Source organism: Tianweitania aestuarii (genome assembly GCF_018457165.1).
Lineage (GTDB): Bacteria > Pseudomonadota > Alphaproteobacteria > Rhizobiales > Rhizobiaceae > Tianweitania > Tianweitania aestuarii.
The window spans coordinates 648,197-662,387 of sequence record NZ_JAFMNX010000002.1 but is presented as its reverse complement, the minus strand read 5'-3'; the positions used below and the strand labels follow the sequence as shown (position 1 = coordinate 662,387).

Genomic DNA, 14,191 nt, shown 5'->3' with positions numbered 1-14,191 from the left:
CCCTCCTTGTTGGAAGCTGCAGAACTGAAGCGACCGAGGATTGTTCCTTCCTCACAGCGCCCTGAAACACATTTGCTTCAATGAAAATAAAGAGGAACTTGCAGCGCTGCTCAGCAGTTGGAGAGGGTTATCCAAGCCAAAGGAAATGCCCATGGCCCAGAGCTCGTCCCGTGCTTCGAATAAGACCACCACAGTCCACGATCTCAAGCTCGAGCGCGGGCAGGGGGGCGAACTCCATCAGACGGCTGAAGGCGATGTGCCGGTCATGACGACAGCCAACGGCGTGCCTGTGTCAGACGACCAGAACACGCTCAAGGCAGGTGCCCGCGGTCCCGCCTTGATGGAAGACTTTCATTTTCGCGAGAAGATGTTTCACTTCGACCATGAGCGCATCCCCGAGCGCGTGGTGCATGCACGCGGCTATGGTGCTCATGGGTATTTCGAAACCTATGACTCGCTTGCCAAATATACCCGTGCCGATCTTTTCCAGCGTCCTGGCGAGAAGACGCCGGCTTTCGTGCGTTTCTCGACGGTCGCCGGATCCAAAGGCTCGGCCGATCTCGCGCGCGATGTGCGCGGCTTTGCCGTCAAGATCTACACCCAACAAGGCAACTGGGATCTCGTCGGCAACAACATTCCCGTGTTCTTCATTCAGGATGCCATCAAGTTTCCCGACCTGATCCATGCTGCCAAGCCGGAGCCTGACCGCGATTTCCCGCAAGCGCAGACTGCGCATGACAACTTCTGGGACTTCATCAGCCTGACGCCTGAGTCCATGAACATGATCATGTGGATCATGTCGGATCGTACGATCCCGCGCTCGCTGCGCTTCATGGAAGGTTTCGGCGTTCATACCTTCCGCTTCTTGAACGACAAGGACGAGTCCACCTTCGTCAAGTTCCACTGGAAGCCGAAGCTCGGCCTTCAGTCGGTTGTCTGGAACGAAGCACTCAAGATCAACGGTGCGGATCCCGACTTCCACCGTCGCGATCTGTGGGATGCGATCCAGTCAGGGAATTTCCCCGAATGGGAGCTGTGCGTGCAGCTGTTCGATCAGGAGTTCGCCGACAACTTCGATTTCGACATTCTGGATGCCACCAAGATCATTCCGGAAGAAATCCTGAAGCCGATCCCGGTGGGTCGTCTGGTGCTCGATCGTATGCCGGACAACTTCTTTGCCGAGACCGAGCAGGTCGCGTTCATGACGCAGAACGTGCCGGATGGCATCGACTTCACGAACGATCCGCTGTTGCAGGGCCGCAACTTCTCCTACCTCGACACGCAGTTGAAGCGTTTGGGCAGCACCAACTTCACGCATCTGCCGATCAACGCGCCGAAATGCCCGTTCAACCACTTCCAGCAAGACGGCCATATGGCGATGCGCAATCCGACGGGGCGCGCAAACTATCAGCCGAACTCTTGGGGCGCCGGTCCACGCGAGAGCCCGCAGCGCGGCTTCCGCAGCTATGCCGAGCCGATGGAAGGGCATAAGGTTCGCTTGCGCGCCGAGAGCTTCGCCGATCACTACAGCCAGGCAAGGCAGTTCTTCAACAGCCAGACCGTGACGGAACAGCGCCACATCGCCATGGCATTGACCTTCGAGCTCAGCAAGGTTGAAACGCCGGCAATCCGCGAGCGGATGCTGTCGCATCTTCTCAACATCGACGAAGCGCTTGCAACAGCCGTGGCCGACAAGCTCGGCGTCAAGGACATGCCGAAGCCGGCGGACTCGGCCGTTCCGGTTCGCGATGATCTGGCCGCTTCGCCGGCGCTCAGCATCATCGAACGTGGACCGGACAGCTTCAAGGGGCGCAAGGTCGGTGTTCTCGTCAGCAATGGCGCGGACGCCAAGCTGTTGAAGAAGCTGCAGGATGCCATCGAGAAGGAAGGTGCGATGATGGAGATCATCGCGCCGAAGGTCTCCGGTGCTGAAGCGGATGATGGCACGATGATTGCCGGCAAGCACATGATCGACGGTGGCCCGTCGGTGCTGTTCGACGCGGTGGCTCTGGTGCTTTCGGCAGAAGGTGCCGAATTGCTGGCGGGCGAGGCGGCGGCGCGCGACTTCGTTGCCGACGCCTTTGCCCACTGCAAGTTCATTGCCTTCACGCCGGAAGCCGCTCCGCTTCTTGCGAAAGCAAGCGTGGAGATGGACGTCGATGAGGGCATGATCTCACTGGCCGACGCCAAGTCGATCGACACCTTCATCACGTCCTGCCGAAAGCTGCGTCTGTGGGCACGCGAAAAGAGCGTCAAGCTCTGATCTGATTAATAGTGGCGTCCTTCCTCGGGAGGGCGCTTTTTTTGCTATTTGCGCCAGCCCGGTTCGATGTCCGGCTGGCGCATGCGTTTAACATCAGCCATGCGACGCAATTCTTTCCTGCAGCGAACCCATTGATAACACGGCAGCGATCCCGCTGAAGACAGGTCAATTCCTTCAGGTTTCGATTTGTCGCAGCCAAGCTTCTTCATGAAACATGCCCCGCGTGTTAGACCGCGCTAAAGAACGGGGCTTGCAAATCGATGGGTTCAAAGCGCTGGGGCGCGCTTCTGGTCGCCCTTGTATTTCTTCTGCAATGGGGCGTCTCCGTGTGGACGGCGACAGCGATGCCGCTCGGGCCGCAGCTCGATATGTTCGGCAATCCGCTGTGCGCGACAGGGCCAGGTTCGAACCCGACCAGCACTGGCGGTGACCATGCCAAGGTGACGGCATGCTGCACGGCAGGATGCCATTTGGCGTCATCGGCGTTGGATGCAGGGGATGGCCGGGACTGGACAATTGCTACGGCGTTCGCCGCTGCCCAGTTTCTCCCGGTTAAAGGCACTGATGCCGTGGTTCTTGCCCGGCATCACGATCCAGGTCGACCGCGTGCGCCACCCGTATTGCTAGAGACGATTTAAGCCAGGCTTTGCCTGGCTTTTTTGTTGCGGGCTTACCAACGAAGCAGTCAGCGCTACTTGCACGCGTCCTTAAAGATCCGTCTGATCCTTGTTCTCTTCGTCTCGCCGAGACACGGCGTCAGCATGCCATTGCCGGTCGATGGAACCTGGTTCGGCCTTGTGGAAATATTGCGAACACACAAGCCAGCCTTTCAGCGGCCGTAACAGCACCAGGCAGCCGATGATCGTTAGCGGCAAGGTGACGAGCAGGTGTGCCCACCATGGCGGCTCAAAGGCCAGCTGAAACCAGAGCGCGAATGCCAATGCCGGCACGGATATGATGCTCATCGAGAAGAAGGCTGGACCATCGGCCGGATCGGCGAAGCTGTAATCCAGTCCGCAAATCTCGCACCGCGGTGCAAGCTTCAGGAAACCGCGGAACAGGTGGCCTTCCTGGCACTGTGGGCAGCGGCCCTTTATCCCTGTCAGCGCGGGATTGGTCGTCGGACTAAATGTTTCGGCCATGATGCATCTCCTCCACGGATCTCTAGACGTGTTTGTTCATCACGCCTCTGTGACCGTCGCGCGCATGGACAACATGTCCCAGCTCGCAGGGAGGAAGATAGTTCCTTTCGCAGTGTTTGGAACAGACCAACCTTCGGCAGCTCCGTTCAGCGAGCTGGCCGACACAATGAACGCCTCTGGAAGCCGCTTCGATCTTGCGAGTCGGGCAGGTAAAAACGAATTCCGGCCCGCCTGTTTGGCGAGCCGGATTTTCGTTGAGGTCAGATCGACCTGTCATCATGTTCGTTCAGCCAAGCCTGAGACAGCTGGCTTGCGCGATCAGCTGCCGGAGATGGCCGCTTTGATCGTTTCGGCGTTGTGCTTCATCATGTCGATATATGTGGAAGCCGGGCCGGATGCGTCGGACAGAGCATCGGAATACAGCGTGCCGCCGACCTTGATGCCGGTTTCGGATGCGATCTGCTCGATCAAGCGCGGGTTCGTGATGTTCTCCACGAAGATTGCCGACGCCTTGTCTTCGCGGACCTGGTTGATCAGCGCTGCGACATCGGCCGCGGACGCTTCCGCTTCCGTGGATACGCCTTCCGGTGCCAGGAAGGTCAGGCCATATTCGTGCTCGAAGTAGCCGAACGCGTCATGCGAGGTGATGATGGTGCGCTTGTCCTGCGGGATCGATGCGATGCTCTCCCTGACTTCCTTATCCAATGCCTGGAGCTTCGCCTCATAAGCTTCAGCATTGGACTTGTAAGTGTCGCAGCCGTCCTTGTCGGCAGCGCAGAGCGCGTCCGCAATGTTCTTTACGTAGGTTTCGGCATTGCCAACAGACTGCCAGGCATGCGGATCGAACTCACCGTGGTGGTGATGTCCGGCATGGCCGTGGTCATGTCCATGATCGGTCCCGTCCGCGGCATGATCATGACCTTTGCCTTCGGCCTCTTCCTTTTCTTCGTCGGCATCGTGATGATGATGCTCTTCTTCGTTCTTCAGGATCTCGCCGCCCTTGGTTAGTTCGACAACAGGCGCTTTTGTGCCGCTCGCCTCAATAAGGCGCTGCAGGAAGCCTTCCAGCTGAAGACCGTTAACGAGAACGACGTCGGCGTCAGCAACGGCTGCAGCGTCGGCCGGTTTGGGCTCGTAGACATGGGCATCGCCGTCCGGACCAACCAGCGTCGTGATGTCGATACGGTCGCCACCGACATTCTTGGCGAGATCGGCGATGATGGAGAAGCTGGCAACGACCTTGAGGTTCTCGGCGGAGGCCGGTGCCATGGTGGCGGGCATTAATGTTATAACACTCACAAAGCTGGCGAGACGCATGAGATTGAGCATGGGGGTACTCCTTCGTTCGAGGGGATAGGTTCAGGCCGTGCGGTGGCGGCTCGGTCGGTTCCGAGTGCCGAGTACGCCGCGCGATCCGACGAGGATCGAGGCGATATAAACTACGCCGGCCGAAAGGATGATCGCGGGGCCGGAAGGCAGCGAGAAGTGGTAGGACAGCAGGAGCCCGGAAACGCAGGAGGCCATGCCAATCACGGTTGCGAGCAGGCACATGGGTTCGACCCGGACCGTCCAGAACCGCGCGGCTGCAGCGGGCAGCATCATGAGGCCGACGGACAGAAGCGTGCCCAGCGCCTGAAACCCACCAACGAGATTGAGAACGACCAGCGCCAGGAAGATGAAGTGCACAGGTGTGCCGAGCTTCGAGACCGAGCGCAGGAAGAGCGGATCCATGCACTCGGCCACCAGCGCGCGCCAGAAGATGGCGAGAGAGATCAGTGTCACCACGGTAATCAGGCCGATCAGGGTCAAGGCCGCATCATTGAGCGCCAGAACCGTGCCGAACAGCACATGCATGAGATCCACACTGGACCCGCGCAGCGATACGATGAGAACGCCGACGGCCAGCGATATCAGATAGAAGGCGGCCATCGAGGCGTCTTCCTTCTGCACGGTGAAGCGCGCCACCGCACCCGAGCCGAGCGCAACAACCATGCCGGCGATCAGGCCACCGATCGTCATCGGAACGATCTGCAGGCCGAACAAGAGGAAGCCGGCAGCGGCACCCGGCAGAATGCCATGCGCCATAGCATCGCCGGTCAGGCTCATGCGCCGCAGCATCAGGAAAACGCCGACGGGGCACGAGGCCAGAGATAGAAGCAGGGAGCCGGAAAGGGCGCGCTGCATGAAGGCGAAGTCAAGGAAAGGCGCGAGCAGCCACTGATACACAGCCTCCATCACGCGGCTCCCTGGCGGATTGCGTTGGACGCATGATGTTCATCATGGTGATGGTGATGCTCGCCACCAGCGTGATCGTGTGTAGCGTCCGGGCCGCACCAGGGAGCGCTTTCGTCCCAGGCTTCGTGGAACTGGCGGGCGCGCAGCAGGTTTTCAGGTGCCAGCGTCTTGCGCGCATCGCCCCAGGCAATCGGCTGGCGAGCGAGAAGCAGGGCTTCGGGAAAATGCTCGCGAACGAGATCGAAGTCATGCGCAACAACAAGGATCGTGCGGCTTTCCTGATGCCAACGCTTGATCAGCGCAATCAGGTCGCTCAGCGTCTTCATGTCGATGGCATTGAAGGGTTCGTCGAGCAGGATCAGGTCGGCGTCTTGCACCAGAACGCGGGCAAACAGAGCGCGCTGAAGCTGCCCGCCGGACAGGGTATCCAGCGGCCGCTTCTCGAAACCCTCAAGGCCAACCGCGACCAAAGCGCGCGACACGGCTTCACCGTCTTCCTTGCGGTGGCGGCCAAGCAGGCCGCGCTGCGGCCACAGGCCGAGGGAAACGAGATCAACGACGCGCGCCGGAAATGACCGATCAAGCTCCGATTGCTGGGGCAAATAGGCGATCCGATTGCCGCTTTTCACCGAAACATGGCCGGCAATCGGCTTCAAAACACCGACAATTCCCTTCATCAGCGTCGACTTGCCCGACCCGTTGGCGCCGACGATGGCCGTCAGCGATCCTTTGGCCACGGTACCCGTCAGGTGATGAACGGCAGGGTGGTTGTTGTAGCCGAGCGTCAGATCGCTAAATGTGATACAGGCTTCGGCCATCGAACAGGGATTACCTTGCGTCTTAATTGATCGTTAGCGTCGAAACGATCGCTGCCCTTGAGATTAGGGTAATGTGATGTTATTACATTGGTGATCGACGTGCTGTCAAATGGGAATGATGAGAGAATGGTTCACGCACAGGAACTGACGAAGAACCAGTCGCTCGTGCTGGACGTGCTTTCGCATACCGAAGGTCCGCTCAGCGCCTATTCGCTGCTCGACCAGCTGCGCGACAAAGGTTTTCGCGCACCGCTGCAGGTTTATCGCGCGCTGGACAAGCTGATGGAGTTCGGGCTGGTGCATCGGTTGGAAAGCATCAACTCCTTTGTTGCCTGCACGCATGGACATGACCACAAGCATGGCGTGATTGCCTTCGGTATCTGTGACACCTGCGGACGCGTGGACGAGTTCTGCGATGCGGTTGTCGAAGAACGGCTCAAGGGCTGGTCGAAGGAGCATGCTTTTCGGCTGTCGAAGACCACGATCGAGATGCGCGGCACTTGCGCCAGCTGTTTGGCGGCGTAAAAGCGCCGCTTTGCGTTCCACACGCCTCAAGAAACGAATTAAATGACCGAAACGATCTACGACAATCTCAAGCAATTGGGCAGTGCGACCACTCTGCCGCAAAGCCCCGACGAGGCTGAACTCGAGCGCGTCGCCAATCCGCAGGCCGATGTGTCATATGTCGTGCGCTTCACTGCGCCGGAATTCACCTCGCTGTGCCCAATGACCGGCCAGCCTGACTTCGCGCATCTGATGATCGACTATGTTCCCGGCGACTGGCTGGTGGAATCGAAGTCGCTCAAGCTTTATCTCGGCTCCTTCCGCAATCACGGCGCTTTCCACGAGGATTGCACCGTGTCGATCGCGCGCCGGTTGGTGGACTTCTTGCAGCCGCGCTGGCTGCGGATCGGCGGATATTGGTATCCGCGCGGCGGTATTCCCATCGACGTGTTCTGGCAAAGCGGTGTGGCACCCGACGGTGTCTGGATCCCGGAGCAGGGCGTCCCGCCCTATCGCGGTCGCGGCTAAGCCTTCACAAGTCGGCTTGTTCGGCAATCACCGACAGGAAGGCCGGGCCGTAGCGATCAAGCTTGGCCTCGCCGACACCTGGAACCCGCGCCATCTCCGCCCGCGAGGAGGGCCGGGCAGCGGCCAGTTCGATCAGCGTCTTGTCGTGGAAGATCACGTAAGGCGGCAGGTTCTGCGTGCGGGCGATCTCGGAGCGCTTTTCGCGCAGAGCCTGGAACAGGCCTCGATGTTCTTCCGGAACTGTTGCTGAGGCAGCTTTGCCCGACATCTTGTCGCGACCACCAGCGGGACGCGGTGCGGAGGGCACGCGCAGCATGAGCGTAGGCTTGTCGCGCAGGAACTGACGACCACCTTCCGCGATCGAAAGGCTGCCATGGCCGGTCAAATCGACATCAATGAAGCGCAGTGCAATCAGTTGGCGCAGGATCGCGCGCCAGGTGCGGTTGTCATATTCCTTGCCGATGCCCCAGGTGGAAATCTGGTCGTGGCCGAACTGCGCGACGCGGTCGCTTTCGACGCCGAGCAGCACATCCACGATATAGGCTTGGCCGAAACGCGCGCCGGTACGATGGATGCAGGACAGGGCTTTCTGCGCGGCGATCGTGCCGTCGAAAAGCTGTGGTGGTTCCGCGCAGGTATCGCAGTTGCCGCAGGGCTCGCAGTGATCGCCGAAGTAGGACAGCAGCACCTGCCGGCGGCATCCCGCGGTTTCCGCAAGGCCGAGCAGTGCATCGAGCTTCTGTCGTTCCATATGCTTGCGTTGGTCGGGTGCGCCGGATTCTTCGATGAAGCGGCTGCGCAGCGCGATGTCTTCATAGCCGTAAAGCATCATCGTGTCGGAGGGCAGGCCGTCGCGGCCGGCGCGACCGGTTTCCTGGTAGTAGGCTTCGATGCTTCCGGGCAGGTCGATATGGGCGACGAAGCGGACATCGGGCTTGTCGATGCCCATACCGAAGGCGATGGTCGCCACCATGATGATGGCTTCGCCATGCTGGAAACGGGCCTGGTTGGCTTCGCGATCAGCCTTGTCCATGCCGCCGTGATAGGCGAGTGCATCGTAGCCCTGCTCGCGCAGCCAGGCGGCGGTTTCCTCCGTTTTGCGCTTCGATAAACAATAAACGATGCCGCTTTCGCCTTCGTGTCCCTTCAGGAACCGCTTCAGCTGCGCGCGCGGATTGTCCTTCTCCTGAATGGCATAGCGGATGTTGGGACGATCGAAGCCGGCAATAAAGGCGTCTTCGTCATCGATCTGCAGATGTGACAGGATTTCTGCGCGGGTTGGCTCGTCGGCGGTGGCCGTAAGCGCCATGCGCGGCGTGTCGGGGAACATGGTGACCAGCGCATCGAGCTGGCGATAGGATGGGCGGAAGTCGTGACCCCATTGCGACAGGCAATGGGCTTCGTCGATGGCGATCAGCGACAGCGGAATACGGGTCAACCGCTCGAGAAGGTCGCCGCGCAGCAGGGTTTCGGGCGCGATATAGAGCAGGTCCAGCTTGCCGTCTTGTATGTCACGCCAAAGAGCATAGCGGTCTTCGCCGGCCAGATCGGAGTTGAGGGCAGCGGCTTTGACGCCGGCTTGGCGCAAGGCCGAAACCTGGTCTGCCATCAAGGCAATCAACGGCGAGATGACCAATCCCATGCCCGGTCGCGCCAGGGCAGGGATCTGGTAGCACAGCGACTTGCCGCCGCCGGTCGGCATCAGAACGAAGGCGTTGTTGCCTTCAATGACATGCTGGACGATTTCACCCTGAAGGCCGCGGAATGCGTCATAGCCGTAGACGGTTTTCAGGATGTGGAGGGGATCGTTGGTCAAAGCGCTCTGCAAAAGGAATCAGTGTGAACCCGCCTCATAGCAGATTTCGCCTCGCAGCCCGGGGTGACGTATTTGCGCGGTTGTTGAAGCGATCGGGTTACTAGCTTGTGGCGGGTGCTGGCGGTACTTCGCTTTCCGCCATCCAGTTTCTGAAAGCGCGCAAGGGGCCGTAGCGATCCTTTGCTTCTGGCCACGCCAGCCAATAGCTTCCAGCACCCGACACGCTTGGGCGCAGGACAGGAAGAAGGCGGCCTTCCTTGATTTCGGCCCAGGCGAGATAATCCGGCAGAAGCGCGATGCCGAGGCTGGAAATAGCGGCCTGGATCATCATCGAGAACTGATCCATCAGCATGCCGGCTTTCGCCGGCGGGGTGGCGCCCTGGCCCTCGAACCAGGCGCTCCAGGCGGTGGGCCGAGTTTCAAGCTGGAGCAGTGGCAGGTTCGCAAGCTCGGCTGGGGTCGAGATTGGATGGCGCCGCAGGAAGTCGGGCGAGGCACAGGCCGTCAGATGCTCGTCGAAAAGCTTCATGTGGTTGGCGCGCAGCCAATTGGCTTGCCCAAAGAAGATCACGGCATCGAAGCTTTCGTTGTCAAAGCTGAAGCGCTGAACGCGTGTTGCCAGATTGACGGTGATACCGGGATTGGCCTGCAGGAACGGCGCCAGACGCGGTGCCAGCCAGCGCGTGCCGAAGGTCGGCAGGACAGCGAGGGATAGGGAGCCGCCGTCGGGATTGGTCATCAGCCCCATGCTGGCGCGTTGGATCATGTTCAGTGCCGCAGACACGTCGGCGCAATAGGCTTTCGCGGCATCGGTCGGGACGAGCCTTTTGCGCTCGCGAACAAACAATGGCTGGCCGATCTGGCCTTCGAGATTCTGTAAAAGACGCGTAACGGTGCTTTGCGTGAGGTTCATTTCCTTGGCCGCAATCGTCACGGATTGATGCTGCACCACCGCTTCAAAGGCGAGGAGCTGGCTGAGCGAGGGGATAAAGCGGCGTGCGCGCATGATTCATTCATTCAATGCATGAAGTCATGGAAAAATAGCGCTTTGCCCCTAGGTTGGAAAGCATTAGCGAATGATCTGAAATCGCACCGGCCGCATTGGTGGCAGGGTGCTGCCTTCAATGGGAGCAGTTTATGTCGAACACCTCAGCCAAGACGGCCGCATTCAACTGGTCGGACCCATTCCTCCTCGAGGACCAGCTGACGGAAGAAGAGCGGATGATCCGCGACACGGCAGCCGCTTTTGCCGCCGACAAGCTCATGCCGCGGATCGAGCGCGCTTATCTCGATGAAACGACCGATCCCGAGATCTTCCGCGAGATGGGCGAAGCCGGCCTGCTCGGCGTGACGATCCCGGAAGAATTTGGCGGCGTGGGTGCAGGCTATGTGTCCTACGGCCTGGTTGCGCGGGAAGTCGAGCGCGTCGACTCCGGTTATCGTTCGATGATGAGCGTGCAGTCTTCGCTCGTGATGTATCCGATCCATGCGTATGGTTCGGATGAACAGCGCCAGAAATACCTGCCGAAGCTTGCTTCCGGCGAATGGATCGGCTGCTTTGGCCTGACCGAACCGGATGCAGGCTCCGATCCGGCTGGCATGAAGACGCGGGCGGAGAAGATCGACGGCGGGTATCGTATTTCGGGCTCCAAGATGTGGATCTCCAACTCGCCGATCGCCGACGTTTTCGTGGTCTGGGCGAAGTCGGCGGCGCATGATGATGCGATCCGCGGTTTCGTGCTGGAGAAGGGAATGAAGGGGCTTTCGGCGCCGAAGATCGATGGCAAGCTTTCGTTGCGGGCGTCGGTTACGGGCGAGATCGTGATGCAGGGCGTTGAGGTCGGCGAAGATGCGCTGCTGCCGAATGTGTCCGGGTTGAAGGGTCCGTTCGGCTGCCTCAATCGGGCGCGCTACGGCATTTCGTGGGGCTCGATGGGTGCGGCGGAAGATTGCTGGCATCGGGCGCGGCAGTATGGTCTCGACCGCAAGCAGTTCAACAAGCCGCTGGCGCAGACGCAGCTCTTCCAGAAGAAGCTCGCCGACATGCAGACGGAAATTGCGTTGGGATTACAAGGTTCTCTGCGGGTCGGCCGGTTGCTGGACGAGGGCAAGATGGCGCCTGAGATGATCTCTCTCGTCAAGCGCAACAACTGCGGCAAGGCGCTGGATATTGCCCGACAGTCGCGTGACATGCATGGCGGCAACGGCATTCAGAGCGGCTACCACATTATGCGCCATTCGCAGAACCTGGAAACGGTGAACACCTATGAGGGCACGCATGACGTTCATGCGCTGATCCTTGGACGGGCACAAACCGGACTTCAGGCGTTCTTCTGAGCGTCGTTGGTCGCGCCTGAAAACGGGCGCGACTACCCTTTTTTACGGGTGCATCAGAGCGCCATTTGGTTGAATGGTAGCGCAGAATGCGCGTTTGGCTGGCCCGAAAGTGCCTCATTTGCGCATATGGCAAACAGAAAAACCGGGCATGATGGGCCCTCGGCCGTCGTCCCGGAGCTAGCGGCCATCTGGGTCGGTTGGTTGTTGCTCAGACTGCGCCGAGGGCGGCACATGAGCGTAGACCACGTCCTATCTGGGCGTGGATAGAAATTCTGCACGGCTAAAAATTTTGGCGGCGCCTTGTTGCCAAACGAGGTGCTCATCGACGCGCTCGACCAAAGTTTGACGGTACGGCTCGGCGGAGCCTCAGCACCGATTGTTGGTCGGCTGCCGGAATGTTTGGCCTTTGCCGTGCAAAAATGTGATAGGTTACCTATCTAAACACCCATGAAGCGGCGAATGCGGCCTTGTTTCGAGCTTTTTTCAGGCTCGACAGGTCAAGATCAATCGCGCCGCTCGATGCCAGGAGGCACACGATGACAACGAAATCAGCAGGCAAGGTCGATCCCAAAGCTGGAAGTGCCGACACGTATGAAGCCGCAGCTTTCGCTGCAAAGTTCGGCGTTCCGATCAGCGAAGCCAAGACCATCATCAAGCGCTACGGACCGTCCCGTCGCAAGCTCGATACCTATATGGAAGCGCGCGGCGCCTGAACCAGAACTCGACGGAACCACAAGACGACTGAAGAAGGGGAGAGCGCATGGCCAAGACACCTAATTACGACTTCGAAAAGCGGCAGCGCGAAATGCAGAAGGCTGCAAAGAAAGCGGAAAAGCTGGCTGCAAAGGCCAATGCTCGCGAGAAGTCTACGGACGATGCTCAAAGCGACACCGCTGCCGCGACAAGCGACAGCAACTAAACAAGCCAGCCCGACGCGGAGATCTCCGGTCGGGCTGCTTTTTTTCGGCGGGCGAGAATGATGGTTGTTATCGACGAAGAGCCTTATCTCTGGCTCCTGCTGCGAGACGAAGCCGTTCTTTATCTTAACGTGTTTTGCAGCCACAGCGCCGTGGACTACTTCTTTCTCATGGCTCTGAACGAGGAAGAGTGCCGATCGTTCGACAAGGTCGGGCGACCTTACCTCAACCGACTGGCGCAAGAGATCCATCATAGCGCATCGGCGGTCAAAGGCAGTCGATCGCGCTTCAAGGCGCGCGGGTTGACGCCAATGCTCGGCACCAAGGTTCAGGACGCCTGGAGCGTCTGGTTGGCCGAACAGGAACGCCAAGCGCGCTGAGGAAACTCAGGCGACGCCCTTGATGGCGTTGACAACCTTTTCCAGTAGCTTTTCGCCTTCATCCGTCAGAACGCCGCGCGGACCATCGACATCGAGCATGCCGGCTTCGGTGAGTTCGGTGACGCCTTCCGGTTCGGCCTTATGGCCGGAGCCGTCTTCCAGCACGACATCGCGAACGATCATGCCGCTGGACAGCTGGTGATAGGCGGCAAAGGTCAGGATGGAGAGGGCTTTGTTGGACAGCGCCATGATGTGCTCCTTGGGGTGTGTCGGGAGCAATGCACAGGGCGATCAAGCGATCCAACCATAGCTGCATCCTCCTGACGCCCGGGCTTTGCCTGCTGCCTTGAAGACTTGCGAGATGGCGCTTCTGGGCAGGACAGCCCAGCGCGACGCGATCGCGCTTTGGCTGGGTCGAGCCATCCGGTTGTACGTGGCCAAAGCCTTGGAGCGGTGCCCGCAGGAAGCTCGCCGCTAGAAGCTGTTGCGCTCGTGATAGGTGCGCAGGAAGGCCTTGATGCGGGGATCTTTGGGCTGGTGCAGGATCTTGTCCGGCACATCCACGCTGACGAGTTCGCCTTGTTCCATGAAGGCCACCTGATCGGCAACGTGGGCGGCGAAGCCCATTTCGTGGGTCACGACGATCATGGTCATGCCTTCGGTCGCAAGCGTCTTCATGACGTTGAGAACTTCGCCGACGAGTTCGGGATCAAGCGCCGAAGTCGGCTCGTCGAACAGCATCAGGCGCGGCTCCATGGCAAGTGCACGGGCAATCGCCACGCGCTGCTGCTGGCCGCCGGACAGGCGCGACGGATGGTTCGCCATCTTGTCGGCGAGGCCGACCTTTTCGAGCGCGTTCTTCGCGCGGCGTTCGGCTTCCGCTTTCGGCAAACCGCGTACGCGCATGAGGCCTTCAGCAACGTTGCCGAGTGCCGTCATGTGGGGCCACAGGTTGAACTGCTGGAACACCATGCCGATCGAGCGGCGCATTTCGCGCAGCTTGCGGGCCGGCATCTTTCGGCCGCCGGGGCTTTCATAGCCGATCAGCTGGCCGTCGATGCGGATCTCGCCCGATTCATATTCATCGAGGAAGTTGATGCAGCGCAGAAGGGTGGACTTGCCGGAGCCGGACGGGCCGATCAGGCAGGTGACCTTGCCGGGCAGAATGTCGAGGTCGACATCCTTCAGGGCATGAAACTGCCCATGATGCTTGTTGACCTTGCGGATCTCGACGGATGATGCGCCGGGCAT

General features: G+C 59.8%; 16 protein-coding genes. 7 read left to right on the top strand and 9 right to left on the bottom strand.

Features of this window, described 5'->3' with window-relative positions:
• The first annotated feature begins 151 nt into the window (after positions 1–151).
• Positions 152–2,263: a catalase gene (katE, locus tag JYU29_RS11270; RefSeq protein WP_213984881.1), complete on the top strand. Its 2,112-nt coding sequence runs from the start codon at positions 152–154 to the stop codon at positions 2,261–2,263.
• A 44-nt stretch (positions 2,264–2,307) separates the two neighbouring features.
• On the opposite strand, the gene JYU29_RS11265 is transcribed toward katE, so the two are convergent.
• The 5 genes from JYU29_RS11265 to aztA all read right to left on the bottom strand — a co-directional run bounded on the left by JYU29_RS11265 (position 2,308) and on the right by aztA (position 6,458).
• Entirely contained in the window at positions 2,308–2,472 is a 165-nt protein-coding gene (locus JYU29_RS11265) for a hypothetical protein (RefSeq protein WP_213984880.1), read from the bottom strand.
• 498 nt (positions 2,473–2,970) lie between these two features.
• Positions 2,971–3,405, bottom strand: a complete 435-nt coding sequence (locus JYU29_RS11260; protein WP_213984879.1) for a DUF983 domain-containing protein — start codon at positions 3,403–3,405, stop codon at positions 2,971–2,973.
• Between the two features lie 318 nt (positions 3,406–3,723).
• A complete protein-coding gene (gene aztC, locus JYU29_RS11255; protein WP_213984878.1) occupies positions 3,724–4,734 on the bottom strand; it encodes a zinc ABC transporter substrate-binding protein AztC in 1,011 nt (336 codons plus the stop codon).
• Between the two features lie 30 nt (positions 4,735–4,764).
• A complete protein-coding gene (aztB, locus tag JYU29_RS11250; RefSeq protein WP_213984877.1) occupies positions 4,765–5,640 on the bottom strand; it encodes a zinc ABC transporter permease AztB in 876 nt (291 codons plus the stop codon).
• A complete protein-coding gene (gene aztA / locus JYU29_RS11245; RefSeq protein WP_213984876.1) occupies positions 5,640–6,458 on the bottom strand; it encodes a zinc ABC transporter ATP-binding protein AztA in 819 nt (272 codons plus the stop codon). The genes aztB and aztA overlap by 1 nt, the downstream gene beginning before the upstream one ends.
• Positions 6,459–6,584: 126 nt before the next feature.
• On the opposite strand from aztA, the gene JYU29_RS11240 reads away from it, so the two are divergent.
• A complete protein-coding gene (locus JYU29_RS11240; protein WP_213984875.1) occupies positions 6,585–6,983 on the top strand; it encodes a Fur family transcriptional regulator in 399 nt (132 codons plus the stop codon).
• A 42-nt stretch (positions 6,984–7,025) separates the two neighbouring features.
• Positions 7,026–7,490, top strand: a complete 465-nt coding sequence (gene queF / locus JYU29_RS11235) for a preQ(1) synthase (protein WP_213984874.1) — start codon at positions 7,026–7,028, stop codon at positions 7,488–7,490.
• A 4-nt stretch (positions 7,491–7,494) separates the two neighbouring features.
• On the opposite strand, the gene recQ is transcribed toward queF, so the two are convergent.
• Positions 7,495–9,306: a DNA helicase RecQ gene (recQ, locus tag JYU29_RS11230; RefSeq protein WP_213984873.1), complete on the bottom strand. Its 1,812-nt coding sequence runs from the start codon at positions 9,304–9,306 to the stop codon at positions 7,495–7,497.
• A gap of 100 nt (positions 9,307–9,406) precedes the next feature.
• Entirely contained in the window at positions 9,407–10,312 is a 906-nt protein-coding gene (locus tag JYU29_RS11225) for a LysR family transcriptional regulator (RefSeq protein WP_213984872.1), read from the bottom strand.
• Positions 10,313–10,443: 131 nt separating this feature from the next.
• Here JYU29_RS11225 and JYU29_RS11220 point away from each other — a divergent pair, with 131 nt between their 5' ends.
• The 4 genes from JYU29_RS11220 (at position 10,444) to JYU29_RS11205 (ending at position 12,940) form a co-directional block, all read left to right on the top strand.
• Positions 10,444–11,643: an acyl-CoA dehydrogenase gene (locus JYU29_RS11220; RefSeq protein WP_213984871.1), complete on the top strand. Its 1,200-nt coding sequence runs from the start codon at positions 10,444–10,446 to the stop codon at positions 11,641–11,643.
• 536 nt (positions 11,644–12,179) lie between these two features.
• Positions 12,180–12,356: a DUF3606 domain-containing protein gene (locus JYU29_RS11215; protein ID WP_213984870.1), complete on the top strand. Its 177-nt coding sequence runs from the start codon at positions 12,180–12,182 to the stop codon at positions 12,354–12,356.
• A 47-nt stretch (positions 12,357–12,403) separates the two neighbouring features.
• Positions 12,404–12,562: a hypothetical protein gene (locus tag JYU29_RS11210; protein WP_213984869.1), complete on the top strand. Its 159-nt coding sequence runs from the start codon at positions 12,404–12,406 to the stop codon at positions 12,560–12,562.
• Positions 12,563–12,619: 57 nt separating this feature from the next.
• A complete protein-coding gene (locus JYU29_RS11205) occupies positions 12,620–12,940 on the top strand; it encodes a hypothetical protein (protein ID WP_213984868.1) in 321 nt (106 codons plus the stop codon).
• Between the two features lie 6 nt (positions 12,941–12,946).
• Here JYU29_RS11205 and JYU29_RS11200 read toward each other — a convergent pair whose 3' ends face one another.
• Complete coding sequence (locus JYU29_RS11200; RefSeq protein WP_213984867.1) at positions 12,947–13,189, bottom strand: hypothetical protein; 243 nt, start codon at positions 13,187–13,189, stop codon at positions 12,947–12,949.
• A gap of 225 nt (positions 13,190–13,414) precedes the next feature.
• Positions 13,415–14,191, bottom strand: a complete 777-nt coding sequence (locus JYU29_RS11195) for an amino acid ABC transporter ATP-binding protein (protein ID WP_213984866.1) — start codon at positions 14,189–14,191, stop codon at positions 13,415–13,417.